This window comes from Flavobacterium chryseum, from assembly GCF_004362015.1.
Taxonomy (GTDB): Bacteria; Bacteroidota; Bacteroidia; order Flavobacteriales; family Flavobacteriaceae; genus Flavobacterium.
Genome location: NZ_SNWW01000001.1, coordinates 708948 through 735611, shown reverse-complemented (window position 1 = coordinate 735611; position 26664 = coordinate 708948). Strand labels below are relative to the sequence as shown.

Genomic DNA, 26664 nt, shown 5'->3' with positions numbered 1-26664 from the left:
ATGATTTTAAAGAGCTTTAACTGACAATTCATCAAATTATTTAAAAACAACAAAATAGGATTTATTCCGAAGCTCTTTTAACGAAAACCTGACATTTATGTAATTACTAAATTGTTATTTTTTTTACGCTTTTGATTTATTTTCCTCAAAAGTGATTCTAAACTAAATTTTAATGAAGCAAAACCGCGCAATTTCAGAAGCATAATTTTACCTTTATCGGCTTCAAAAAAAAGCAGAATGAAAACAGGAATAGACGCTATCTCTTTTGATGTAGCTAACATACATTTACCCATCAAAACTTTGGCGATCGCCAGAAATATTGAACCAGAAAAATTAGAAAAAGGTCTCGGGTTACTAAAAATGACCCTTCCGGATGTTCATCAGGATGCCGTTGTTTTTGGGGCAAACGCTTTAACAAAATTAATTTTTGACAACGAAATAAATCTAAGTGAAATCAGCAGAATTTATGTTGGAACTGAAAGTGGAATTGACAGTTCTAAGCCAATTAGTTCTTTCTTAATCAGCCTAATGGAACAAAAATTTGGTGAAGATTTATTAGCCGAATGCGATGTCGTTGATTTTACTTTTGCCTGTATTGGTGGCGTTGATGCTTTGCAAAATTGCATTGATTTTGTAAAACTGAATCCAACTAAAAAAGCAATTGTCGTTACAACAGATTTTGCTAAATACGATTTAAACTCTACTGGAGAATATACACAAGGTGCAGGAGCTTTGGCAATGTTGGTAACTTCAAACCCAAGAATAATCGCTTTTGATGAAAATTGGGCAACAAGCACAAAAGGCGTTTTTGACTTTTTTAAACCGTACAGAAGCATTTCAAAAGAAGCGATTACACAAAATGAAAACAATGATCCGTGGTTTGATAATTTAGAAAATGAAATCGAAATTCACAAAGATCAGCCTGTTTTTGACGGTCAATATTCCAACCAATGTTATATGGATCGTACGCGAAATGCTTACTTTTCATTCAAAAAATTAAAAAACACAACCGAAACTTTATACAATTCCTGGAACAGCATTATCATGCACCTTCCCTATTCCTTTCAGGGACGCAGAATGTTATCTGAGATTTACGCTTTAGATCACGCTAATAAAATTATTGCAGAAAATATTGAACCTGCAGATTATCAAAACAAAATTAAAGAAGTTGGAAAATCTGACGAGTACCGAAAATTTGTAACGGACAAATTACAACCTGCAGAATTGGCTTCGTCTTTAATAGGAAATCTTTACACCGGTTCCATTTTCATGGGATTATTATCGACTTTGGCTCATTATTACGATACAAAACAAGAAATTACCGGGACAAAATTCGGTTTCCTGGCTTATGGAAGCGGATCAAAATCGAAAGTTTTTGAAGGAACGATTCAACCACAATGGAAATCTGCTATAGCCAAAACCAAACTTTTTGAAAATCTTGAAGAAAGCATTGAAATTGGTTTTGAAACTTATGAAAGTCTACATAAAAAAGAACAAAAGCAAAGTGTTCGAAATCCTAAAAACGAATGGGTTTTAGATCGAATTGAAAAAGAAATTCCTAATTTGATTGGGGCGAGATATTATAAATGGGTTGATTAAATTTCAAATTTTACAAATTCCAATAAAAACCGAAGCAATTTTGCCTCGGTTTTTTTTATGTCAATCTTGTCCTGCTGAGCTAAGTCGAAAGACATGCCCGAAATTCACGCAAAGCGAATCCACATTGTCGAGCTACTTACTTGTCCTTCGACTTTGCTCAGGAAGACATACTTTACGCTTACAAAACCTTTATCAAAGTTTTAAACTTTGACAAAGGTTCCTTAGTCATAAAAATCAATCCTTTTTATGTTGTTCCGTATAATTTTGATTTCCTTTTAAAGCTTCATCCTGCGTATGCATTCCATTTGCCATTCCTAACATAAATGCGGTCATTATTACGAGTATTTTTCTTTTTAACCAAAATAATGGTCGCTTAGATTGCTCTAAACGTGTTTTATTTTTGTGTTTATACATTTTGAAAATGATAAGTGATTAGACATTATTTTATCATTTTATGCGTTAAGCGCATAAAAGCGCAGAAGAGAAACTTCTTAAGCGCTGTATAAACTTTTATAAAAGTTGTTTGAATTTAATATTTCATTCATAAAACAGGATTGTCTTATAAATGAATCTATATTTTGATGAAGAATGTTTTGCAATTTTTGAATAACTCTCATTTGAAAATCGAGAACCTTTTTAAAATCAAGATAATTTACAGGAATAGAAAACGCAATTTTTAATCGGCGAACAAATCGATTGAATACGTATAAACGAGATTTTTTAAAATCTAATTCTCTCTTAACAATCACAAAAGATGATTGATAATAATCTGCCGACTTAGACTGAGGAAATAATGTTCCGTCATTCGCAATCACAACAAAAGTTAGAAAGAGATAAATTAGATATTTTAAATACTTATTCAATTGATTAATTTAGATTATTATCATTTCAAATTTACAAAAAATCATTACTTATAAATCGTAAACTTATTATGTATCAAATTAAAACCAAGATTTTTATAAATCAAAACATTTTCGAATCTTTTACTATTTGTGGTTACCAATTATGAGGATTGAAATAAAGAATTTAGTAGTTGGTTTCATAAAGTAGTTTTATTAAAAATCATCTTTTACAAGCGTAACTATTTAATTTCAAAAATTATACTTCAAATTAATTTGTTTAAACATATTTGTCCAGCCTTCCCAAGCACAAGTTCTATCGTTAAATTCTTTTTCTTCATTTCCAAATTTAACGATGTAATGATCATTTGTAGTGCATCCGCCTTTTTGTAAAAGATTCAATTCGCACTCCATTTTGATTATCGCGTCTAATTCTTTTTTATTCAGCTTTTTAGCCGACCCACGACTTTCAGCATAATACGTATTATCCTTTTTATTGACTATTAAATTTCCTTCAAGAGAATGAAAACAACCTGAACTTTTATAAAAGAATTCTACCTTTTGATTGTCTTCTAAATTACGAACAAGTGATTTATCAATAAAATCTTTGTAGTCAGAATAATCAGGATTGATTGAAATAGTATATTGCTTATTTTCTTTTATTTCGACAGTTTTGGTTAAAGATTGATTTAAAAAATTCAAATAAACAAATTCATATTCTCCATTGGTCAGGCTATCCATTAAGATTTCTTTTTCAATATGAGGTTTTCTAAAACGTTCGTATTTTTTAAATATTTTTCCGTCTTTATAGACATCTATAAAATAAATTCGAGGAATTTCTTTTTTTGATTTATCTGAATACTCGACTTTTAATTTTATAGATGGCGGGATTTCTTTTGTGCAAGATGACAAAGAGAGCAAAGTTAAAATTGCTATTATTGTTTTAAATCTCATTTATCTTTTTTAATTCATTATTCATGGACGAATATACAAATTCCTATAATTGATAAAACCATATTTTTAACATAACAATAAATCCTTATAACCTAAATTGAATAAGGGATTGAGGCGGCCCCGGCACGGGGCAAATGCTTTTATAAAGATCCTATGATTCTGAGAAGCTAAGTTGCTAAGATTTAAAAGAAAAATCTATGTTGGAAAAAAATCCTTTTAATCAAATGAAATCTGTGGCCAAAAACAGAACCCAAACAAATAAGAAAACTTTAATAAACCAATTTTGTTCTACTTCTTCAAAAAATAGTAATTTTGAAATTCGAAGTTCAAAAACTAAGTTATTATGAAATATCATCAAATAAGCAGCGCTCTTTTTGTAAAAAATCGCAGAAAATTTACGGCAGAAATGAAACCTAACAGTGTTGCCGTTTTCAACTCAAATGACATTTATCCAATTAGTGCCGACAGTACTTTGCCGTTTGCACAACACAGAGATATTTTTTATCTGAGCGGTGTAGATCAGGAAGAAAGTATTTTGCTTTTGTTTCCGGATGCGCCTTACGATAATCAAAAAGAGATTCTTTTTCTGAAAGAAACCAACGATCATATTGCGGTTTGGGAAGGTGAAAAACTAAGTAAAGAACGTGCTTTTCAGGTTTCGGGAATTAGAACCGTTTATTGGCTACAAGATTTTCATAAAATTTTGAACGAAATGATGACGTATGCTGATACGATGTACATTAATACTAACGAGCATTACCGCGCAATGGTTGAAACTGAAACTCGCGAAGCGCGTTTTGTAAAATGGTGGAAAGAGCGTTATCCTGCACACAATGTAGCAAAAAGCAACCCAATTTTGCAACGCATTCGTTCTGTAAAAGAAAGCGAAGAAATTGATTTGATTCAGAAAGCTTGTGATATTACAGAAAAAGGTTTCCGCAGATTATTGTCTTTCGTAAAACCAAATGTTACTGAATATGAAATTGAGGCAGAATTGGCACACGAATTTATTCGTAACCGCTCTAAAGGTTTTGCTTATACACCAATTATTGCTTCTGGAAATAATGCGAATGTTTTACATTATATCGAAAACAATCAGCAATGTAGAGCCGGAGATTTAATTTTGTTGGACGTTGCGGCTGAATATGCAAATTATTCTAGTGATATGACGAGAACAATTCCGGTTTCGGGAAAATTCTCTGATCGTCAAAAAGCGGTTTACAATGCAGTTTTAAGAGTTAAAAATGAAGCAACCAATATGTTGATTCCTGGAACACTTTTGAAACAATATCATATTGAAGTAGGCAAAGTAATGACTTCTGAATTGCTTGGTTTAGGTTTAATTGACAAAGCCGATGTTCAGAATGAAAATCCGGAATGGCCAGCTTATAAAAAATATTTCATGCACGGAACTTCTCACCACATGGGTCTAGACACGCACGATTACGGATTGCTTCACGAACCAATGAAAGCTAATATGGTTTTTACGGTTGAACCTGGAATTTATATTCCGGCAGAAGGTTTCGGAATTCGTTTGGAAGACAATGTTGTGATTCAGGAAAAAGGGGATCCTTTTAACTTGATGCGCAATATTCCAATTGAAGTGGATGAAATTGAAAGTTTAATGAACTTATAATTCTTTGATGAAGAATATTTCTCTGAAGTAAATTCAATTTTAAATCATAAAAAAACGGCTTTCAGAAATGAAAGCCGTTTTTTGTTTTACTCCGATTATCATCAATAGAGTTTGCCACAAATTTCACTAATTTTAAGTAATTACTTTGCCCTTAATTTTATTTGTAAATAAAATTCGTAGAATTCAATTTTTGAAGTTGATTTGAATTCGTGTAAATTTGTGTAATTCGTGGCAAAAAAAATACTTAAAAAAAACATTTTGAAAAACATTCAATATAAAAACACTAAAATATCTTTTAATGATTCTGGTCAAGGAAACGCAATTGTATTGCTTCACGGCTTTCTGGAAAACAAAAAAATGTGGGCAGAATACATTTCGCTGTTTTCAGAAAAATATCGCGTTATTGCGATTGATTTATTAGGCCATGGAGAATCAGAATGTTTGGGGTATGTGCATTCAATGGAAGAAAACGCAAATATAGTTCATGAAGTTTTAGAACATCTGCAAATTGAGAAAGCTATTATGGTTGGACATTCTATGGGAGGTTATGTTGGTTTGGCTTTCGCCGAATTGTATCCTGAAAATATTCAGAAATTGGTTTTATTAAATTCAACTTCAAAAGAAGATACCCCGGAGAAAAAATTAAACCGAACTAGAGCCATAAAAGCTGTGAAGCAAAATTATGTTGGTTTTGTAAGCCTGGCAATTGCAAATTTGTTTAGCGAAAACAACAGAACAAGATTGGTCGAAGAAATAGAAAAAATTAAAATTCAGGCTTTAAAAACGCCTTTGCAGGGAATTGTGGCTTCGCTGGAAGGAATGAAAATCAGAAAAGATCGTGAAGATCTTTTGCAAAAAAATCTATTTCCGGTTTTATTAATTTTAGGAAAGAAAGATCCGGTCCTAAATTACGAAGAAAGTATTTCTCAAATAGAAGATACAACAGCTGAACTTGTTTCATTTGATGATGGTCATATGAGCCACATTGAAAATAAAGAAGAGTTAAAAATTATATTGGGAGAGTTTTTTCAATAAAATCAGAACATATTAAAACCAAAAAAGGCTGTTCAAATATATTGAAACAGCCTTTTTCTCATTGTTGGGGGCAAAAATTATAGTTTTGAAATAATATCCTTTTTGAACTTCGACAATGTCGCTCTTGTTAATCCAAGATTAGCTTTTGTAGAGTCTACTGCTAAGTAAATAAAATATTTACCATCCTCAGAAACATCTATAATATGTATTTGGTCTGTTAGCGTAATTAAAATATCGTTGATTTTTTGATTTAATCCTAAAGCTTTAATAGCGCTCATTTTTGCTTTTACAACCTCTAAATTATAAGCAGATGCTAATTCAGGGTCAAAATTTGGGTTTAAAGAAAGTGAACAATACGACATTCCTGTTTCAACTTCAGTTACTGAAACCGCAATGAATCCGGCAACATTCTCTTTTAAGTCGTTTTGAAAATTTTGTAAAAAATCTGACATGTTTTAAATTATATTTAAATTAATTATTGAAAACGGTATCCATTTTGCGAAGCAAAAGTCCCATTTTACTTATATCTTTAGAAAGTAGCGCAACACAATTATCATCCTGATCTTTATTTGCTACTACAATACCATCATTATTTTTTATCATGATTTGTTTCAGTTCTCCGTTATTAAGATCTTCAGACATTTCAAGGCTCATTTTCAATATCATACCAATCATTGCCGCAACATTTCCATCATATTCTAAATTAACAGATTCAAGCAAAATTCCATCAATATTAAAAACCAATCCAGACTCTGCTCCTGTCTCTTCTACTAGTGCATTTATATTAACCATGTTGTAATTTATTGTTTATCAATAATCAAAGATATTTTCAATAAACAAATATGACGTATAAACAGTTGTTAAAAAATGAGGCGCTCTAACTTATTGACTTACTTTTATTTATCTCTTAATTTTTAGCAATCTTTAAAATAAGATTCTCAAAAAAAATTAACAGAAAAAAGAGATTTATTGATAATTCTTTGGTTTTGTTCCGTAAAATTCATTTATAAAATTAAGATTTATGACAAAGTATGTTTAATAGAAGTTTTTCATAACTTTGCAAAAATTTTATCAAATGAAAAATGTAGAAGAATTAAGATTTGACTTAAACGTAAAACTAATGAAGTTTAGAAGATTTCGTTTTGAAAATGGTCGTCTAAATAACCCTGGTGCTCAAGAAACCGAAAAGAAAGGTTTTTTTAAAAAAATATTTAGTTAAAAACTCCTTACAAAAAAGCTGAAATTTTCAATGAAAATTTCAGCTTTTTTCTTTTGAAAAACAATCTCTAACAATTTTTATTAAAGGTAATTCCCTCAAAAAATCGGATTACATTTTAAACTTCAAACAATAGAAAAATAATCTTATTTCTTCCAATTTATATTTTTCATTTCAACTCTAAAGTCAGTCATAACGGGTAACTATAGAGATCGTATTAATTCATCAAACAAATTTAATAACTTCAAAATTTAGTTTTAGATAGTGAGGTTTTCAAGCTAAAAAGTACTTTATTTTTTTATTTACATCAATATAAATTTTCCAATTATGTATAAAAGTGTTTATACTTTCATTTTTAATAAAAACATAAAACGTCTGCAAACCTTGATATTTTAATTTGTTTTTTCTTCAAATGGAATGGAAGCATCAAAAATTTCTTTTAACAATAAAGCAATTTCTTCTAAATAATTTTTCAGAATTTCTGAAGTCACGGTAATAGTGAGTTCTTTATCTTCTTTAAAACCGAAAGGCAAAAATCCTGATTTCAGATTTTTAAATGAAATAATACCAACTTCAATTGGAACTCCTTTTGCTTCGTTCTCAAACATGAAAGCATAAGCCAGAACCTGAATAATTTTATCATTTTTAAGCTCTTGAGTCAATCCGTTCCATGATTTCAATATAATATTTGTCTTTTCAACTTTTCCCGTCTTATAATCGATGATTCTTATTTTCCCGTTACGAAGTTCAATTCTATCGACATTTCCTTTAATTAAAACCGGAAACGGCAAACCCGGATGTGCAAACTCTCTTTCAAATGTTTTTTCTAAAGCAATAATCTGAATTGCGTCACCATCCTTAATTGATTCTAATTCCATTTTTAGGAAATTAGAAACATTACGTTTAGCTACTTCAAAGGCCAAAAGATTCCTTCCTTTTTTGATTTCTCCTTCTTTATAAACTAATTTGAATTGCTTTAAAACTTCATCATCTAACATTTTAAAACAATTAGAAATATCTGTTTCAGAAATAAATTTTCCAATAAAAGGATCGTATAATGCTTTTAGTGTTTCATGAATTATAGTTCCGAGTGTATTCAGAGCAATGTTTTCCTCAACTTCATCCACTTCACGAATTCGGAGTATTTTTTGGAAATAAAAATCAATCGGATTTCGAATGTAACTTGTCAAAGCCGATGGAGAAAAACCTGCAATTGCAATTTCGCGTAATCGTTCCATAACAGCATCTGATTTCGGAATCACCATTGACTGATATGCTGTATTTGGCAAAGCAGGATTATAGATATCAAACGTAAGATTGTGCTTTGGCTGTTTCTCAACTTCTAATTGTGTGATAAACCGACTGCGCTCTCCGGCATCTAAACCGTCATTTTCGGTATTATAAATTAGATAAATATTTTTGGCTCTTTGCAGTAAATGATAAAAGTGATACGTGTAAATCGCATCTTTTTCTTTAAATGTAGGCAAGCCTAATTCTCGTTTAACATCATACGGAATAAATGAATTTTGAGATTTCCCGGCAGGAAATTTTCCTTCGTTCATAGAAGTTACAATAACTGTATCAAAATCTAAGACGCGACTTTCCAGAACCCCCATGATCTGCAATCCGCGCAGAGGTTCCCCTTCAAATGAAACTTCAGCAACATCAATAACTTGCTTATAAATAGCATACAAAGTATCAATATTATCAATATGTTGATGTTGAGAATAATAATTAATCAATTTATTAATGACTTTAAAAATAGCGTATACAAAAGCTTTTGCTATTTTTTCTTCTTCATTATCATTATTGAAATTTTCTTTTATCAAAAGTAAAAGTGCCGAAATATTCTCAAGAACCTTTAGTGCTCCGTTTTCCCACTTCTGAAACAATAAATGAAATAAATTTGATGGATTATTTCCGAGTTCCATAAGCCTATGATGCGTAATAAAAGTGTAATTATTTTCTTTGATAATCTTTACTAAATTATTGGCTTTTGCGTAAGGCTCTACTAATGGATGCGTTAAAATGTCAAGAACATCTTTATAATAAAAAACATAGCTTTCACCTTTTCTGGAAAGGGCATTTGTATGCATTTTAAACAATTTGGCAATTAATATTTGTGATGGATTATTTTTGCTCGAATATCCCATTGTAATATTTAAAGCACCAACAGAAGAAGGCAATGAATATAAAACCGGCATCAGTAAATTTTCTTCACCAAGAACAATTGCAACTTTATCAAGTGATGTTTCCGGATTTTCATTTATTATATTCTCTATAATATTTCCGGCTAATTTAGCCTGACCAATAGTTTTTGGAGTTCCTATTATCTGGATATTTTTAGATTGAGAAAAGTCATCTACAATCCACTCAAAATGATTTGTTTTATAATGTTTCCAGCTTTCTTTAAAACGACGAACAAAAAGCCCTACGTCATGATAAGAATCATTTAAAAAAGTCTGATCAACATCCCAATAAATTTTAGCCTGATCAAGAGCTAAAAGGTGCTGTACTATTTTTTCTTCGGCTGCATTTAAGGCATTAAATCCAGCAAAAACATAAGTACGATTTGAAATTGTATTCGAAAAATGATTTAGATTATTAACGGCTTCACGGTAAATCAAACCTTGATAACCAATTTCTTTGTTTAACAGATGATTATATAACGATTCATAATATAACGGAAGAAGTTTCCAAAAATCAATATATTTTTCTAAAAGCTTTGTTTTGTTTTCAACTTCTATTCCCCATTTTTTAATATCTTCAATATCTTTCAAATAAGATAAAACATGGGATGGTTCTAATAAGTATCGATCGATTTCATTAAAATCCTGTAAAAGAGTTTTAGCCCAATTCGCAAATAATTCAAATGATTGTTGATTTTGTTTTTCAGTCACAGAAAGATAAACTTCATAAAATTCAAAAAGAAGCTCTATGGCGTCAATAGATCTAATTGAAGCAACATCCTGAACAAAATCTTCAATACTAATAATTTCAGGAGAAAGGATAGTTTGTTTTGTTTCTTTTTTCAAAGCTTCAATCAAAAAAACTTTAGCTCTTTTATTAGGGAGAATGATAGTTGTTTCAGCAAGTTTTCCTGAGTAATCCTGAATTATAACCGTTGCAATTTTTTCGAGAAAAGAAATATTTACCATTTGATAAAAATAAAAAAAGCCATTCAATTAAGAATGGCTTTTCAATTTTATTTACAAAGTAAATTATAGTTTACCTTGGTATTTAGAACCAATATGTTTGATTTCAGTTCTTCTGTTTTGTGCTTTACCTGCAGGAGTTTTATTACTTGCAACTGGCATAGACTCACCAAAACCTTTTGATTGTAAGTTATCAACGTTTACTCCTCTTTCGATTAATGCGTTCATAACAGCAGTAGCTCTTTCTTCAGAAAGTTTTTGATTCAATTTATCAGAACCATCGCTATCAGTGTGTCCTTCAATGCTGAATTTAGCATTTGGATAGTTGATAAGGATTTGTTTGATAGCATCTAATCTAGCTGGAGTTTCTTTGTCTCCTGTTTTGAAAGTAGCTTTACCTGAGTTAAAGTAGATTGCTCTAGCTTGAACTTTAAGATCTTCTAACGCTTCAGAAGTAACTTCTGGACAACCTCTGTTACTAGCAGGACCAGCAACTGTAGGACAATCATCATCTTTGTCTAAAACACCATCTTTGTCAGCGTCTAAGAAAGGACAACCACCGTTTTCTCTTGGACCAGCAACTGTAGGACATTTGTCATCTTTGTCAGCAATTCCGTCTCCGTCAGCATCTGGACAACCTTTTAAAGCAGCTAAACCAGCAACATCTGGACAAGCGTCATCTTTATCAGCAATTCCGTCTCCGTCAGTATCAGGACATCCGTTTAATGCAGCTAAACCAAATACATCTGGACAAGCATCACTAGCGTCAACGATTCCGTCTCCGTCAGTATCAGGACAACCATTGAATTGTTTCAAACCAGCAACATCTGGACAAGCGTCATCTTTATCGTAGATTCCGTCTCCGTCAGTATCTTTACCTCCAAATTTGAAGATAAGACCTGCAGTGTGTTGGAAAACAGATCTGTCAAGAGGCTTATCTTCATTAGCAGCTACAGCCCATTTGTATTTTGAAGCTAACTCAAGACCAATTGCGTCAGTAAACCAAAAAGTTATACCAGCACCTGGGTTAACAGTTCCAAAACTGTTATCACCAAAGAAAGTGTAACCACCACCAACAGATAACGAAGGATCAATTACTTTAGATTTGATCATTTCTTTGAAGCTATATTTAATAGTAGCATCAATTCCATAATACATCAAATCACCAGGATTAGATACAACATTTCCTCTTGAATCATGAGCAGGATTGCTTGGATCAAAAGTAACCAATTTATCAATTTTGTTTACAGAACCTTGTAAACCTAAAGAGAAACCACTTCCTACGTATCTAGACACACCAATGTAAGATAAAGAAGGAAGAATATTCCAGTTGTCTTTCACAGCGAATGGCTGAGAAAAATGTTGATCAAAGAATCCACTTCCGGCACCAGAACTAGTTCTAGTGTCAACGGCATTAACCCCAAAAGAGATCGCCCATGGATTGTTACTGTCTTGCGCGTGAGAACTTAAACCCATCACCATCATCACAGCAACTAAAAGTTTGTTAAGATGTTTCATACTTAATTTTTTTAATTACAATTTAGTTAATTACAGACAAAAGTAACACCAAAATTTTTAAATACAAAATGAAATGTTAAAAAAAACCTACAAAAATTACATAAAATGGGAATTATATAACTTTTAACATTTTACCTACTGATATGAAAGCACTTATAGCTTTGTCTAAATGCTCTTTATTATGGGCTGCTGACAATTGAACTCTAATTCTTGCTTTTTCTTTTGGAACCACAGGAAAGAAGAATCCAATAACATAAATTCCCTGTTTCAACAGCTCGTTTGCCATTTGTTGCGATAGTTTTGCATCATATAACATAACAGGTACAATTGCTGAATCCCCATCGATGATATCAAAACCGGCTTTTTTCATACCGTCTTTAAAATAATTTGTATTCCATTCTAATTTATCACGTAGTGAAGTATCTTTTTCCAGCAATTCAAAAACCTTAATAGATGCGCCTACAATAGCCGGGGCAAGTGAATTCGAAAACAAATAAGGACGTGAACGCTGACGCAATAATTCAATAATTTCTTTTTTAGCAGTTGTATAACCTCCCATTGCTCCGCCTAATGCTTTGCCAAGAGTTCCGGTTATAATATCAACTCTTCCCATAACACCTTTCGCTTCAAGTGTTCCTTTTCCGGTTGCTCCTATAAATCCGGCTGCATGACATTCATCTACCATTACCATGGCATCATATTTATCAGCCAAATCGCAAATTTTATCTAAAGGCGCTACAACTCCATCCATTGAGAAAACACCATCTGTAACAATTAATTTGAAACGTGCTCCAGCTTCATTTGCTTTAATTAATTGTTGTTCTAAATCTTCCATATTACTATTTTCATAGCGATAACGGGCCGCTTTACACAAACGAACTCCATCTATAATAGAAGCATGATTTAAACTATCTGAAATAATTGCATCATTTTCTCCCAACAAAGGTTCGAAAACCCCACCATTAGCATCAAATGCAGCTGCATAAAGAATGGTATCTTCTGTACCATAAAATTCTGAAATCTTTTTTTCTAATGTTTTATGAATATCCTGAGTTCCGCAAATAAAACGTACTGAAGACATTCCAAAACCATGCGTATCCATTGCATCTTTAGCAGCCTGAACAACTTCAGGATGAGATGAAAGTCCTAAATAATTATTGGCGCAAAAATTTAAAACCTTTTCTCCTGTAGAAATAGTTATTTCAGCACCTTGGGCTGAAGTTATAATGCGTTCTTTTTTGAAAATCCCGTTTTCTTCAATCGTTTGCAGCTCACTTTGCAAATATTCCTTAATTTTACCGTACATTTTTTTATTTATTTAATATGTTAAATATTAACAAGTTAACATTACTTAACTCTTTAACATCTGATTAATTTTATCACAAATTTACCACATCGATTTCGGTTCCTATATACACCAAAGCTCTTTTTAACACTTTGTATCCCAAATCTTCAATCGCATCCTGATATTCTTGAATTTGTTGTGTGTATTTGGAATTTATAGCGCCCGTTTTATAATCCAACAAATAAGCTTCTTTATTCTTGGTCAAAACAATTCGATCCGGTTTCAGGATTTTACCTTCTTTTTGAACAATAGTTTGCTCGTTCAAAATAGTATTTGTTCCGTCAAAACAAATATTTAATTCACTATGATTTACAATTTCATCCAGTGTTTTCTTTACTTTTTCAACCTGATCAAAAGTAATCAATCCATTTTCTATCGCCTTTGTAATCGCTAAATGAACATCTGATTTATCTTTTACAAAAGCTAAAATTTCATGAATTATATTTCCATATGAAATCGCTTCCTGCTGATGCGTCCCCCACATTAAAGATTCTTTCTGCGCAATTTTAATATTTTTCGGATTCAATACCTCTGAAACGATCGGAATCATTTTTACCAAATCTAATGTTTTACTATTAGCAGAAAGTTTTACGCTGTTTCCAAATTCATATTCCAATTTTTCGGGATCATAAACTCCTTTGTGCATTAAATATTTAATAAAAAAAGAAGCCATATTACTCGGGAATTCTCCATCTTTCCTTTCTTTTATAGCTTGCGAAATAATATACAATTGTTCTTCGGCCCGCGTTAGCGCAACATATAGGACATTAATATTATCAAGCAATTCTTCTTGCTTTTTCAAATTAAAAACAACCGAAGCACTTTCACCAAAACCTTCTACAGCGCTGCTATTGTCAATCAGAGCTTTTGGAACTCCTAAATCAGCATCTTCTGTATCAATCCACAATTTGTCTTTTGGTTTTCTATTATAATCTTCTTCAGCAAAAGGCATAATCACTACAGGAAATTCTAAACCTTTCGATTTATGAATGGTCATAATGCGAACTGCATTATTTCCTTCGGGAGACGGGACACTGAATTTGTGTGCATTTTTATCCCAATAACTTAAAAAGTCAGCTATTCCCGCCTGATTTCTGATATCACGTTCTAAAACGATGTCAAGAAAATATTGTACATAAGCATTCCCTTCTGAAGGAAGTACAAATTTTGAAATGATAATTTCTACCGCTTCGTACAATGATTTTTTTCGAATGTTTTCAAAAGACAATGAAACATCAAAGGTTAAAAGCCACTTTTCAAAATCATTTTCAAATCTCTGAGCCATTCCCTTTGCTATAAAATCATGAATTGGCATTCCAATTTCTATTGTGTTTGCCAAAAAGTGCAGGAAATTAGCTTTTGCTTCCAGATCGATACTATTGTTCAGATATTTAAGCAAATGAATAATCAAACGAACTTCTGTAGCATTTTGAATCATCAAAGTTTCTGATGATAAAATGGGAATACTTTGTTCTGTTAAATAATTTGCAACTGCAATTCCCTGATCTCTTTTTCGGGTCAAAATTACAATATCTTTGTACTCAAAACCTTCACGAACAACTTTCTGAATTGTATTTAAAGTTGCTAAAACATATAAATCTGATTTTTCTACAACTTCTTCCTCATCAACAAAATCATTTTTTTCAATTATAGGGAGGAAAGAAATATTTACATAGCCGCCTTTTTTAGCATTTGAATTTTGATGACTGTGATTTTCATATAAATCTTTATAATCTTCATTTGAAAATTCAGTCGAAATCAGCCTAAAAAAAGCATTATTAAAATCAATTACTTCACTGTAGCTTCTATAATTGGTATCTAAATGCTCTATTACTTTATCCGGATTACTAAACGGGTTTGTATCCTTTCCCAGTTCAATAAACTGCTCTGCCTTCCCCCCGCGCCAGCGATAAATAGATTGTTTTGGATCTCCAACAATCATCAGCGTTCCTTTATTGCCCAGATCATCCTGGCCAGCAAGTGCGTTATCAATTAATGGAATTAAATTTTGCCATTGCATTTCAGAAGTATCCTGAAATTCATCGATAAAGAAATGGCGATATCTTTCGCCTAAACGTTCATAGATAAAAGGCGCCGGTTGATTCTGAATTTCACGATGAATAATGGCGTTGAATTCTGAAATCGATAAAATATTTTGTTCAGATTGAATTTTAGCCAATTCATTGCTAACTGTGTTTAATAATGAAAGCGGCGTTATATTTTTTAAGAAGGCTTTATAGAAATCTCTTTTTTCAAAATTTTTATAGATTTTTTCTAATGCCTGAAGAAATTCCGGAATAAGATTTTCTATTAACGCTTTGTCTTTTGCCGCTTTATTGATGGCTATATCTTCAAATTCATGAAAAGTTTTATTTCTGGGATTGAATTTTCCATCCCGGATGCTTTCTAAATGATTTGGAAACGTTCCTCTTGAAAATGATTTTAAATCGATGCCGTTATTATCAATTAAAGAAAGAAGTTGTGTTGCAAACGCTGCATTTTCTTTTTCTAAATCGGCACACAAAGCTGACATTTTCTTTTTTATTGCCACGAATTCTTCAATTGAAGTATCCTGAAAATGCAAAATCTCATTTCGATTGTTTTCGTTCAAAACCAATCTTCCTGTTTCCAGAATTTCACGAGAAACATCCCAACTTTTATCATCGTCGGTTTTCTCCATCGTAAAATCGATTAGCAGCTTTGTCAAAGTTTCATCCTGTCCGGCTTGTGCAATAATGGCATCAACAGCTTCGACTAATAAATTTTCGGTATCTAAAGTAACCTCAAAAGTCATTGGCAAATTTAAATCATGTGCAAAAGCACGAATGACTTTATGTGTAAATTTATCGATGGTAGAAATATCAAAGGCAGCATAATTATGAATAAGATGCTTTATTATACTCTGAGATTTTGTTTTGATTTTAATTAACGAAAGCCCCGTTTCCTGAGACAAATTCTCCATTAGAGCTATGGCTTTCGCCGAAGGTTCATCTTTGGCAAATTCAGACAAACTTCCCACAATACGGCTTTTCATTTCGTGAACAGCCTTGTTTGTAAAGGTGATTGCTAAAATATTTCGATAAGCATCGTTTTTAGGCGATGAAAGAATTATTTTAAGGTATTCCTTAACCAAAGTATAGGTCTTTCCTGAACCTGCAGATGCATCATAGATGGAAAAAGACGGACTTGGCATAGGTTTGGCTTTTGTATGGTAAAAATAGCACAATAAATATTAAGAATAAATTCCAATTAAAATGAAAATCTAAATTCCAATATCTGTGGTAAACAAATTCCAACAACTCTGTAGTAAATGCAAATTCCGATAATACAAATTCCAAATTCCAATATCTACATGCAATTAACGCTTCAAAATATTGGAATTTGGAATTTGATTTTTTTGAAATTTAATTTTTTGGGAAAGCTCTTTTGTTAAAAACAAGCAAGATTCCAACTCCTGTAGAAATCGCCATATCGGCAACATTAAAAATAGCATTAAAAAACATAAAGTGTTTACCGCCAAAAAAAGGAATCCAGGCTGGTAAATTACCTTCCCAAATAGGAAAATAAAACATATCTACAACTAAACCATGAAACCATGTTCCGTATGGATGAGGAGAAAAAAGTGTTGCAAGATTATTAGAGCTGTCGTCAAAAATAACTCCGTAGAAAACTGAATCTACAATGTTTCCGGCAGCACCGGCAAAGATTAAAGCAATTGCTACGATTAAATAAGTCGAATGACGTTTTTTAATTGCATCAGCCAACCAATATCCAATTCCGAATACAGCAAAAATTCTAAAAACCGTTAAAATCAATTTACCGTATTCACCAGGAATTTTTGTTCCCCACGCCATTCCTTCATTTTCAATAAAATGAATTCTGAACCAGTCAAAAACTTTAACTTCATTATCCGGATACTGTAAAGTAAAATTGGTTTTTACATAGATTTTTGAAATCTGATCGATAAGTAAAACTAAAAATATAAGGAGATACGCTTTTCGTAATGACATTTTAATAATTTTTGTTGCGCAAAAGTAACAATTTAATCAAAAAAAACGCTCCTTATAGAACGTTAATTCTTTGGTAACAAAACTTATTATTAATATCTAATCGTTAAACAGAATAATAGTGCTATTTTTTGATATTTGTTTTAGGTGCTGTTTTTGGACTATCTGCAAAAAATCCGGAAATTGATTTAAGCAAACCTTTGCTTTCTTTTCCTGCACTGGCTTTTTTAGAAGCATCCTTATCAATTTGAGCTTTTAATTTAAGTCTCATTTTCTCAAATTCTTTCATTCTATTTTCAACATCTGAGTTTACATCCTTGAATTTCAATACTTTAGCCATAATGTAGGTTTTTTATAGTAAAAAAAAATTATTTAACGGTTTCGCATTACAATGATACGTAATTTAATTTATATTTGTTAATAAAATTAACACTTGTTTAATTCAAATAGACGTATTTCTCTTAAATATAATGTTATATGAGTAATTTTTAACAACTCCTCAAACTTTACCGAAAATGAATGAAATTACATCCACCTTAAACGATTATTTAGTTACTACTAAATCTACCTCAGCTCTTATTTTAAACGGAAAAGGAAAACTAATCACTTCCTTACATATTGATTACGGAGATAGTATTGCCGCCATGAGCGCTGCAATTTTATCTATGAGTGAAAAATTTGTTTCTGATTTAGAAAAGGGATCTCTTAAACAATTATTTTTAAAAACGACTGAAGGAGTTGTCATTGGAAATAAGATTAACAGCTCAAATTTTGTTATTGCATTTACTAAGGACGGAACCAACCTTGGATTACTAATGCGAACCACTGATGAACTTTCGGCAGAATTAGGCAAAAATTCCCTATTGAAATAAATAAACTATTAACAACAAACCCACCTAACTATGAGTAATGATTTTTTAAATGTGTTTTTAAATGAAATAAAAACAAACGTAAATGGATTTATAGCTGTCGCTGTAACAGAAATCGAAACAGGATTAAGCTTTGGAAACTTTACAGTAGACTCAAATTTTGACCCTGAACTTGCAGCAGCTTACAATCTTGAGGTTGTAAAAGCCAAATTGAACGCCGTAAAAGCTTTAAATTTAAACCAGGACATCGAAGATATTTTGATTACACTTTCAAATCAAATTCACATTATCGATATTTCTCCTAACAAAAAATTCATGATTTATCTTGCTGCAGATGCCAGTAAGGCAAATTTAGGAATGACGAGAGCAGTTTTAAGAAAACATAAATTAGACTTAGAGAAAAATCTAGCTTAATTAATTTGTAATAATTTAGAATTGGCTTTAATCAAAACAGTTCTAAGTTATTATATTTTACTTTAAATTGACCGCATTAAGATTTCTTGATAAAAAAGATTTCTTATCAAATACAAAAAACGCTCCCAAAAGGAGCGTTTTTTATTTATATATTATCGTTGTAGATTTTTAGCCTCGATACTCATTGTAGCGTGAGGAACAATTTTCAGTCTTTCTTTACCGATCAGTTTTCCTGTTACTTTACAAATACCGTATGTTTTGTTTTCTACACGGAATAATGCATTTTTAAGATCGCGTATAAACTTTTCCTGTCTGATAGCTAACTGTGAGTTTGCTTCTTTAGACATTGTTTCGCTTCCTTCTTCAAAAGCTTTAAATGTTGGAGACGTATCATCTGTCCCGTTATTCAAATCATTCATGTAAGCACTTTTTATTAAATCCAGATCGGCTTGTGCTTTTTGTATTTTATTTTGAATTATTTCTTTGAACTCTGCTAAATCAGCGTCAGAGTATCTTGTAATTTCATCTATCATGGTATTTATAATTATTTTGAAATTAATATCATTGTTTTAATATCATCAAATTCAATTTCTATGCCGCTTTCTAAAGCGTCTGTAAAAACTAAACTATCTGTTAATGTCTCAGACTTAATATAGTCTTCATTTTTAAGAATGGCTTCTTCTAAAAGACCACTTCTCTTTAATTGAACCTTGATTTTATCAGTAACTTCAAATCCAGAATCTTTACGGATATTTTGAATTCTGTTTACCAATTCTCTTGCGATTCCCTCGTTTTTCAATTCTTCAGAGATTGTAATATCAAGCGCAACTGTTATTCCGTTTGAATTTGCAACCAACCAGCCTTCGATATCCTGAGATGTGATTTCGACATCTTCTAATGATAAAGTTACGCTATTTCCAGCAATAACAATATCTAACGCACCCTGCTTATCTAACTGATTAATCTGATCTGCAGAAAAAGATTGTATTTCTTTGGAAATCAGACCCATATCTTTTCCGAAACGTGGTCCTAAAGTTTTAAAATTAGGTTTAATCTGTTTTACCAATATACCGGAAGCATCGTCTAAAAGTATAATTTCTTTCACATTTACTTCGGCTTTTACAAGCTCAGAAATGGCTTCAATTTCAGCACGTTGATTTTCGTCAAGTACCGGAATCATTACCTTTTGCAGAGGCTGACGCACTTTGATCATTTCCTTTTTACGAAGTGATAAAACCAAAGATGAGATGGTTTGAGCCTTCTGCATTTTGCTTTCTAACGTTTTATTAACAAAGTTTTCGACAAATTTTGGAAACTCAGCCAAGTGAACACTGCTATATTGCTCAGATTCTGTCGAAGTTGTCAAATCTCGGTACAATTTATCCATGAAAAAAGGAGCGATTGGAGCGCTTAATTTACTGATTGTTAACAAACAAGTATAAAGCGTTTGGTAAGCTGCAATTTTATCATGTGCATATTCGCCTTTCCAGAAACGACGACGGCATAAACGAACGTACCAGTTACTCAGGTTTTCCTGAACGAAATCAGAAATTGCTCTTGCTGCTTTGGTTGGCTCATAATCTTCGTAACATTCATCAACAAATTTTATTAATGTATGTAATTCAGACATAATCCATTGATCGATTTCAGGTCTTTCGTTTAACGGAATTTCCGCTTCAGCGTATTTAAAGCCATCTATATTGGCATATAACGAAAAGAATGAATAAGTGTTGTATAAAGTCCCGAAGAATTTACGACGCACCTCAGCAATTCCATCCAAATCAAATTTCAGGTTATCCCAAGGATTAGCGTTCATAATCATATACCAACGCGTAGCATCAGGACCGTATTCTTCAATGGTTTTAAAAGGATCTATAGTATTCCCTTTACTCTTAGACATTTTTATTCCGTCTTTATCTAAAACCAAACCGTTTGAAACTACATTTTTGTAGGCCACTTTATCAAAAACCAAAGTTCCGATAGCGTGTAAGGTATAAAACCATCCACGAGTCTGATCGACACCTTCGGCAATAAAATCTGCAGGAAAATCTTTATTCTCGTCGATTTTATCTTTATTTTCGAAAGGATAATGCCATTGTGCATAAGGCATTGCTCCAGAATCGAACCAAACATCAATTAAATCGCTTTCACGTTTCATTGGCTGGCCTGAAGCCGAAACTAACGTTATTTCATCAACAACATTTTTGTGTAAGTCAACTAAATCATAGTTTGACTCAGACATATTTCCAATTTCGAAACCTTTAAATGGGTTTTCCTTTTGAAAACCGGCTTCGATAGATTTCTCAATCGCATGGTATAATTCTTCAATAGAACCAATAAGAACTTCTTCTTTTTTGTCTTCAGTTCTCCAAATTGGCAACGGAATACCCCAATATCTAGAACGAGATAAGTTCCAGTCGTTGGCATTTTTCAGCCAGTTTCCAAAACGTCCTTCACCAGTAGACTTAGGTTTCCAATTGATAGTTTCGTTCAGGTCGAACATTCTATCTTTTACATCGGTTACTTTAATGAACCAAGAATCTAGTGGATAATATAATAACGGCTCATCAGTTCTCCAACTGTGTGGATAACTATGTACGTATTTTTCAACCTTAAAGGCTTTATTTTCTTCTTTTAATCGAATTGCGATTTTAACATCTACAGATTTTTCCGGAGCTTGTCCTGCATTGTAATATTCGTTTTTAACATATTTACCGGCAAGGTCACCTAAATGTGAAGTGAATTTTCCTTGTAAATCTACTAAAGGAACTGCTGTTCCGCTTTCGTCAAGAACCAACATTGGCGGAATTTCCGGTTTTGCTTCTTTTGCTACTTTGGCATCATCTGCACCAAAAGTTGGAGCGGTATGTACAATACCTGTTCCGTCTTCTGTTGTAACGAAATCTCCTGCAATTACTCTAAATGCATTTTCAGCATTTTGATAGGGTAATACATATTGCAATAATTGTTCGTATCTGATTTCAACTAAATCAGCACCTTTTGCTTCTGCTAAAATTTTGTACGGAAGCTGTTTGTCGCCATTTTTTACTTTGTCGAAATCAGCATCGTCTTCGCTTGCAAAAAATCCTTTTCCGAATTGTTTTCCAACTAAATTTTTAGCCAAAATAACATTTACGGGCTCAAAAGTATATTGATTGAAGGTCTTTACTAAAACGTAATCGATTTTTGGACCAACTGTTAACGCGGTATTCGACGGTAATGTCCAAGGCGTTGTCGTCCATGCCAAAATGTGAATATCTCCAAAACCTTGTAAAAAGCCTGGCAAAGTTTCCGGTAAAGTTTTGAATTGCGCTACAATCGTAGTATCTGTAACATCTCTGTAAGCTCCGGGCTGATTTACTTCGTGAGAAGACAATCCTGTTCCGGCTTTTGGAGAATAAGGCTGAATTGTATATCCTTTGTACAATAAACCTTTATCATAGATTTGTTTTAAAAGCCACCAAACCGATTCCATATATTTGGGTTTGTAAGTAACATACGGATCTTCCATGTCTACCCAATATCCCATTTTTTCGGTCAAATCATTCCATACGTCGGTATAACGCATTACGGTTTTTTTACACGCTTCGTTATATTCTTCGATAGAAATTGTTTTGCCAATATCTTCTTTTGTAATTCCAAGTTCTTTCTCGGTACCTAATTCTACAGGCAATCCGTGCGTATCCCAACCGGCTTTTCTTTTTACCTGAAAACCTTTTTGAGTTTTATATCTGCAAAAAATATCTTTAATCGCACGTGCCATCACGTGGTGAATTCCAGGCAATCCGTTTGCTGAAGGCGGACCTTCAAAAAACACGTAAGGCTCAGCACCTTCGCGAGTAGTTACACTCTTTTCAAATATATTTTCTTTCTTCCAAAAATCAAGTACTTCTGACGCTACTGTTGGCAAGTCAAGTCCTTTGTATTCAGTAAATTTTGTGCTCATTTTATCCTTTTCTTAATCGAGGTGCGAAAGTAAGGAATTTTGAATTATTGTTCACCACTTTCTCGAAATTTCACAAACTTTTGTTGAGATAATAGATACAAAAACAAAAGAATCGATTAGTTTCAGGAATTATTCTCAAAACTTTGAGCAAATAAACCAAAACTAATCGATTCTAAATATCGTTTAATACAATGATAACGATTATTTAAACCCTCCGAAATAAACTTCTTTCATAAAAATTCTATTTCCGAAAACAGGATTTATTTCAATTTTTTCTCTTTGTTCCTGATAAAGCGTTTCGCCATTGAAATCTTCAATTTCATAATTAACTTTATATGGAATTTTTCCTGAATTTAATGCTGCTACCGGACGATAATCTCCAAAAAGTTTTCTTTCGAAGAAACTTTTATTTCCATTATCAAATTCAGTCTTTTCGGTTGAAACGATGTTGAAATTTTCTTTATCAATAAAAACGTGATAATCTGTTTTAGGAATTGTTCTGTTACCGGTACTTAATGTTTTCTCGAAATAATTTAAGTGATAGCACATTCTTCCTTCGTACATTTCATCTTGTAAAACTTCAAAATTATTCCACAAATCCAGTCTTAAATCTGTTAAGAAATTTATTAGATCGACATTTTTAGACAAGTTAGCAAAGTCATACGCTGGTAATTTTGCCCATTTTGCATTTAAACCGCTTTCGCGATCGTCATGGCTCCATGCTTCGGCTCCATTAACGATTTCATAATAGCTTTCGGGCATTTTTTTTCTAAGAAGATAATTGGAGTTTGTTGCCCATTTTTCTTCTGTTTGAGGTATATTATTTCCTTCAATTTTAAGTTTTGAAAACAAATGCGCTTTTTCGACTTTTTTTAGTGCTTCGCTTCCTCCTAAATTCGCCACTACTTTAGCCAGTAAATTAGCATTTAGCTGATAAGGTATAGAATCCAGCATATTAAATCTTTGCAATTTAGCTTTCTCTACCTGTGCTTCACGGTTCGCCTTTTCGATTTCCCATTCTGCATCCTGCTGTTGGATTTTCTCAAAAAAGGCTAATCTTTTTTCTTCTTTTTCTTCAGCAATCTGAACGCCTAATTTTTTAAGATCAGCAAAACGGGTTGTGTGGCTTCTTATTTTTTTATCGACAAAATAACCATTATTTACTTTTTTAACAATCGAAGATCCTCTGGAATCCTGCTTATCATTCTCAATAAGTAAATTAGCGTACGTTAATGCTTTTTCTTTATTTTCAAGTAAAAAATAAGTTTCAGCTAAATTGTTCGTAACGATAAATCGAATATTTTCGTTGGCAGGCGAAGGCGGATATTTAACCAACAAACTTTCGAGATATTGCAAATGTGGTGTCAGCGCTTTTTCATCTAAACCTTTTTCAAGCGTTACTTTCTCCATCTGAGCTGTAATTTCGTTCTCGAATGCCAACATCTGATTGTATTCTGAATGTCCTTTAGAAGTTACAAATTCAAACTTAATTTTGGATTCATCTACGTAATAAGCTAATTTATAATTTAGAAAATTCTGAATTCTGTCGACAGAATGATAAATCAAGTTTTCCATTCCTAATTCTTCTGCAGTATAATCACCGTCTTTTTCAGCTTGTGCACTTCTTTTATTACTTAATTCAACAGCAATTTTCACTTTGCCTTTTTCATATATACCTCCAACTATGTGTGATTCAATACTATTAAAATCCTGAGTAAATAAAATTTTATCACCACACTTAGCATCCACTTTTATTCTTACATCATAATTAGAATAAACCTGAAATTCCCAGTTATTTCTTTTTTTATCAAACGTACTATCTACTTTCGTTGCATTAAACTTAGGCAATGCAACGGTTAAGTAAATTTTTAGTTTACCATTTGCAGGATCTTTTATAAAACCATCTATATGAAAATATTTTTTCTTTAAAATAATTTCCTCTTGTATTAACTCTTTATCCATTTGATAAAAAGTAGTTTGCGTTAAAGCATTATCAAGAACAGGAAATTCTGAATATTTAATTACGGGTATATAAAATTTCTTCTTTTTTGAGCTTATTTTTTCTTGTGCCTGAATTGAAGTAATTACAAGCAAGACAATAAAGAGTAATGTTTTTTTCATAGGCAAAAAAAAAGCCATCAGAATCAAATCCTGATGGCTTATCTGTATTAATTATTATTTTTTATTGAAGATTTGAATAGATTTATCCGAAACATAAAAAATGTTTTGTGTTGCAGGATCTATTTCATAAAGTGGTTTGTTGTTGTTGAAAATGATTTTATCAACCTCAACTCCGTCAGCTTTATTTACTTTAACTAATATTTTTTCTCCTGTATCTGCTTTTGCAAAAATATAAGAGTACTCTCTGTTTTGTTTCATTGCATTGAAACGAGAGTTGAATTTAGCTGCCACCATACCTAATGCAGCTGAAGCCGCTGCCATATTCTGAGCATCTCTCATTTTTGCTTTATTTTCTTGCTTAAGAACAGTAGATCTCATGTTTCCTTCAGAATCACGATACGTCATTGTTAACTCTGAACCTTGTATAGCACTATTTACAGAACCAACTCCTAAACCTATGCTTCCTGCAATTGCAGCAGTTTTAAGCAAACGTCTTGTACCTTCACCTGGTTGTGAGTATACATGGTGGTATTTTATTGTTCCATCCATATTAACTCCCATTACTTCAACTGGTCCTGAAAGAACAACTCCCCAAGGAAATAATTCGATACTGTTTAATTCTTTTTCTTTTTTGATGTTTACTTTAGCAAACGGCTCTGGTTTATCGTTGATGCTTGGGTCAAATTTGTATAATTTTTCATCATTGTAAACTAAATAAGAATTTGTTGCTTCGTCATACGTTGGTAAAACCGGACGATCTTTATCAAAATTGATGTTACGTTTCCAAAGTTTAACTCCGGATTTATAATCAACCATGTTTCCGTAAGTACCCGTAAGATACATTACTTTTTCACCTACTTTTCCTAAATAATAAATAGGATCTTCTTTATCGTCAGAGATTTCAATGAATTTTTTCCAAAGTTTTTCTCCGTCTTTATTGATTAGCATCATTTCATTTTCAGCCACATACAAGAAATCCTGCTCGATCGGAATTACTCTTTTCAAACCATCTCCACGGGCATCTTTTTTCCATACTTTTTCTCCTGTTTTTAAATCGAAGAAATTAAAACCACTGTTGTGAGCAACCAATAATTTTGTTCCCCAATCTTCTAAATAAACAACTTGTTTCGTTTTGATCGATTCTTTCCAGATACTTTTTCCGTCATCTGTACTCAAAACATTTAAATATTGTTTGTTAGAAAACAAACCTGCAGCGTTAACTACAACAATATTTTTATCGTTTTGCGTTTCATAAAACTTTGTATATTCTTCTGCTGCTTTCCAGTTTAATTTTCCGGACTCTTTATCAAAAGAATATAAATTACCGTATAGTAAGTAATAAACAGTGTTTCCGTTGATTTTTGCTTTATTAGTATTAGCAGATAATTTTAAAGAAAAACTAATCATAGCTTTTGCTTTGTCAACAGTTGTAGTCCATTTAAGTTCTCCTGTTGTCATATCTAATAAGGCGATTGCCATATCACCGTCTTTTTTCAAAGTAAGAAGATATTCATTTGTTTCAGGAATAAAATCTGATTGAAATACAAAGAAAGATTCTTTAGAAGAATTGTAAACTATTTTACCAGTATCAGTATTGATAATTAAATACTTTGAATTGATATAAGCTTCAACATAAGGACTTCCTGAAACGGTAGTTAAATCTCTTTTGTCTTTAAACATATTTCCAAAATCCGGGTCTGTTAATATGTCTTTAGAAGTAATAGCACCAAAATCCTCTTTAGTTAGGGTCCAGACTATTTTTTTTGTTTCAGGATCTAAACCTTTTACGGTTCCACCTTCTTTAAAAACAACAATGCCTGTTATTTCGTTTTGAACAATATCCTGTACAGTGTTCTCTGTAGTTATTATTTCATCATATTTCCTTTGTGCATTCGCCGAAAAGCTAATTAGGAAAAGTAAAATAATCGAAAAAGTAATTTTTTTCATAGTCCGTTTTTATAAATTAATAATTAAACAGGGCCGATTTTGATCCTATTAATCGTGTGCGAA

At 32.1% G+C, this 26664-nt stretch carries 21 protein-coding genes; 6 read left to right on the top strand and 15 right to left on the bottom strand.

Features of this window, described 5'->3' with window-relative positions:
• The first annotated feature begins 237 nt into the window (after positions 1–237).
• Complete coding sequence (locus EV143_RS03010) at positions 238–1599, top strand: hydroxymethylglutaryl-CoA synthase family protein (RefSeq protein ID WP_133506504.1); 1362 nt, start codon at positions 238–240, stop codon at positions 1597–1599.
• 234 nt (positions 1600–1833) lie between these two features.
• Here the strand turns inward: EV143_RS03010 and EV143_RS03005 are convergent, their stop codons facing one another.
• The 3 genes from EV143_RS03005 to EV143_RS02990 all read right to left on the bottom strand — a co-directional run bounded on the left by EV143_RS03005 (position 1834) and on the right by EV143_RS02990 (position 3392).
• The gene (locus EV143_RS03005) at positions 1834–2013 is read right to left on the bottom strand and encodes a hypothetical protein (RefSeq protein WP_133506503.1); all 180 of its coding nucleotides are present in this window, start codon (positions 2011–2013) and stop codon (positions 1834–1836) included.
• A gap of 77 nt (positions 2014–2090) precedes the next feature.
• Complete coding sequence (locus tag EV143_RS03000) at positions 2091–2462, bottom strand: hypothetical protein (RefSeq protein ID WP_133506502.1); 372 nt, start codon at positions 2460–2462, stop codon at positions 2091–2093.
• A 228-nt stretch (positions 2463–2690) separates the two neighbouring features.
• Positions 2691–3392, bottom strand: a complete 702-nt coding sequence (locus EV143_RS02990) for a hypothetical protein (RefSeq protein ID WP_133506501.1) — start codon at positions 3390–3392, stop codon at positions 2691–2693.
• 343 nt (positions 3393–3735) lie between these two features.
• Here EV143_RS02990 and EV143_RS02985 point away from each other — a divergent pair, with 343 nt between their 5' ends.
• Positions 3736–5028, top strand: a complete 1293-nt coding sequence (locus EV143_RS02985) for an aminopeptidase P family protein (RefSeq protein ID WP_133506500.1) — start codon at positions 3736–3738, stop codon at positions 5026–5028.
• A 258-nt stretch (positions 5029–5286) separates the two neighbouring features.
• Complete coding sequence (locus tag EV143_RS02980) at positions 5287–6063, top strand: alpha/beta fold hydrolase (protein WP_133506499.1); 777 nt, start codon at positions 5287–5289, stop codon at positions 6061–6063.
• Positions 6064–6140: 77 nt separating this feature from the next.
• Here EV143_RS02980 and EV143_RS02975 read toward each other — a convergent pair whose 3' ends face one another.
• Positions 6141–6515 carry a hypothetical protein gene (locus tag EV143_RS02975; RefSeq protein WP_133506498.1) on the bottom strand — a complete coding sequence of 125 codons (375 nt, stop codon included), beginning with the start codon at positions 6513–6515 and terminating at the stop codon, positions 6141–6143.
• 19 nt (positions 6516–6534) lie between these two features.
• Positions 6535–6855, bottom strand: a complete 321-nt coding sequence (locus tag EV143_RS02970) for a roadblock/LC7 domain-containing protein (protein WP_133506497.1) — start codon at positions 6853–6855, stop codon at positions 6535–6537.
• 283 nt (positions 6856–7138) lie between these two features.
• Here EV143_RS02970 and EV143_RS21415 point away from each other — a divergent pair, with 283 nt between their 5' ends.
• Positions 7139–7282: a hypothetical protein gene (locus EV143_RS21415; RefSeq protein ID WP_166638103.1), complete on the top strand. Its 144-nt coding sequence runs from the start codon at positions 7139–7141 to the stop codon at positions 7280–7282.
• A 389-nt stretch (positions 7283–7671) separates the two neighbouring features.
• Here the strand turns inward: EV143_RS21415 and EV143_RS02965 are convergent, their stop codons facing one another.
• The 6 genes from EV143_RS02965 to EV143_RS02940 form a co-directional block, all read right to left on the bottom strand.
• Complete coding sequence (locus EV143_RS02965; RefSeq protein ID WP_133506496.1) at positions 7672–10437, bottom strand: PD-(D/E)XK nuclease family protein; 2766 nt, start codon at positions 10435–10437, stop codon at positions 7672–7674.
• 63 nt (positions 10438–10500) lie between these two features.
• The gene (locus EV143_RS02960) at positions 10501–11952 is read right to left on the bottom strand and encodes an OmpA family protein (protein WP_133506495.1); all 1452 of its coding nucleotides are present in this window, start codon (positions 11950–11952) and stop codon (positions 10501–10503) included.
• 112 nt (positions 11953–12064) lie between these two features.
• Entirely contained in the window at positions 12065–13258 is a 1194-nt protein-coding gene (gene kbl, locus EV143_RS02955; protein ID WP_133506494.1) for a glycine C-acetyltransferase, read from the bottom strand.
• Positions 13259–13331: 73 nt separating this feature from the next.
• The gene (locus tag EV143_RS02950) at positions 13332–16490 is read right to left on the bottom strand and encodes a UvrD-helicase domain-containing protein (RefSeq protein ID WP_133506493.1); all 3159 of its coding nucleotides are present in this window, start codon (positions 16488–16490) and stop codon (positions 13332–13334) included.
• A gap of 211 nt (positions 16491–16701) precedes the next feature.
• Positions 16702–17307, bottom strand: a complete 606-nt coding sequence (locus EV143_RS02945; RefSeq protein ID WP_133506492.1) for a lipoprotein signal peptidase — start codon at positions 17305–17307, stop codon at positions 16702–16704.
• A gap of 121 nt (positions 17308–17428) precedes the next feature.
• On the bottom strand, positions 17429–17644 hold the full coding sequence (locus EV143_RS02940; RefSeq protein WP_133506491.1) for a hypothetical protein: 216 nt from the start codon (positions 17642–17644) through the stop codon (positions 17429–17431).
• Between the two features lie 175 nt (positions 17645–17819).
• Between EV143_RS02940 and EV143_RS02935 the strand changes: the two genes are divergently transcribed.
• Positions 17820–18176, top strand: coding sequence for a roadblock/LC7 domain-containing protein (locus tag EV143_RS02935; protein ID WP_133506490.1), 357 nt, complete (start codon positions 17820–17822; stop codon positions 18174–18176).
• 30 nt (positions 18177–18206) lie between these two features.
• Positions 18207–18587, top strand: coding sequence for a hypothetical protein (locus EV143_RS02930; protein ID WP_133506489.1), 381 nt, complete (start codon positions 18207–18209; stop codon positions 18585–18587).
• A gap of 152 nt (positions 18588–18739) precedes the next feature.
• On the opposite strand, the gene EV143_RS02925 is transcribed toward EV143_RS02930, so the two are convergent.
• The 4 genes from EV143_RS02925 to EV143_RS02910 all read right to left on the bottom strand — a co-directional run bounded on the left by EV143_RS02925 (position 18740) and on the right by EV143_RS02910 (position 26601).
• Positions 18740–19120: a TraR/DksA family transcriptional regulator gene (locus EV143_RS02925; protein ID WP_007807070.1), complete on the bottom strand. Its 381-nt coding sequence runs from the start codon at positions 19118–19120 to the stop codon at positions 18740–18742.
• A gap of 11 nt (positions 19121–19131) precedes the next feature.
• The gene (gene ileS, locus EV143_RS02920; protein ID WP_133506488.1) at positions 19132–22533 is read right to left on the bottom strand and encodes an isoleucine--tRNA ligase; all 3402 of its coding nucleotides are present in this window, start codon (positions 22531–22533) and stop codon (positions 19132–19134) included.
• A 201-nt stretch (positions 22534–22734) separates the two neighbouring features.
• On the bottom strand, positions 22735–24654 hold the full coding sequence (locus tag EV143_RS02915) for a hypothetical protein (RefSeq protein WP_133506487.1): 1920 nt from the start codon (positions 24652–24654) through the stop codon (positions 22735–22737).
• 54 nt (positions 24655–24708) lie between these two features.
• Positions 24709–26601 (bottom strand): outer membrane protein assembly factor BamB family protein, encoded by a 1893-nt coding sequence (locus tag EV143_RS02910; RefSeq protein ID WP_133506486.1) that lies wholly within the window; start codon positions 26599–26601, stop codon positions 24709–24711.
• Positions 26602–26664: the final 63 nt, after the last annotated feature.